The organism is Xanthomonas sp. SHU 166, from assembly GCF_000364685.1.
Lineage (GTDB): Bacteria > Pseudomonadota > Gammaproteobacteria > Xanthomonadales > Xanthomonadaceae > Xanthomonas_A > Xanthomonas_A sontii.
Map to the genome: position 1 here is coordinate 1 of NZ_AQOJ01000242.1, position 536 is coordinate 536.

The 536-nt window shown below is 70.9% G+C and carries 1 protein-coding gene; it reads right to left on the reverse strand.

What is annotated here, in order from left to right; genetic code table 11:
• Positions 1-237: 237 nt before the first annotated feature.
• Positions 238-536 (reverse strand): GGDEF domain-containing protein (locus D180_RS07935; protein ID WP_017912372.1); only part of this gene is annotated, 299 nt, incomplete at its 5' end.

The window sequence follows — 536 nt, forward strand, 5'->3', positions numbered from 1 at the left end:
CGGCGACCGCGGCGAGCGGTTCGCCCGGGGCGGCATCGCCCGGCGGGCGCGGCTCCGGCGGCAACGCGCCGTTACCGGGAACGGGCGGCAGGCCATCCTTGCGCGCGGGACCCTGGTCTTTCCAGATGGACATGGGCTGTCGTCTCCAGTCGGGGGAAGCGCGACTATCGCCGCTCTATCGCGTCGGTTTTGTGACGCTTTCTTCAAAACGGCGGCCCGACTGCGACCGCCGCCGGTTCAGCCCATGCCGTCCAGCGTCGGGTCGTAGGCCTGCACCTGGTTGCGGCCGCAGCGCTTGGCCCGGTACAGCGCCGCATCGGCCTTGCGTAGCAGGGTGGTGGCGATCACGCCGTCGCGCGCATAGCTGGCCACGCCGATCGACATGGTCACCGCCGGCAGCGCCTTGCCGTCCACGGTCGCGCTCAATTGCTGGGCAGCGCTGCGGATCTGCTCGGCGATGGCCTGCGCCTGTTCCGGCCCGGTCTCCGGCAGGATCACCGTGAACTCCTCACCGCCGTAGCGGCAGGCGATGTCCT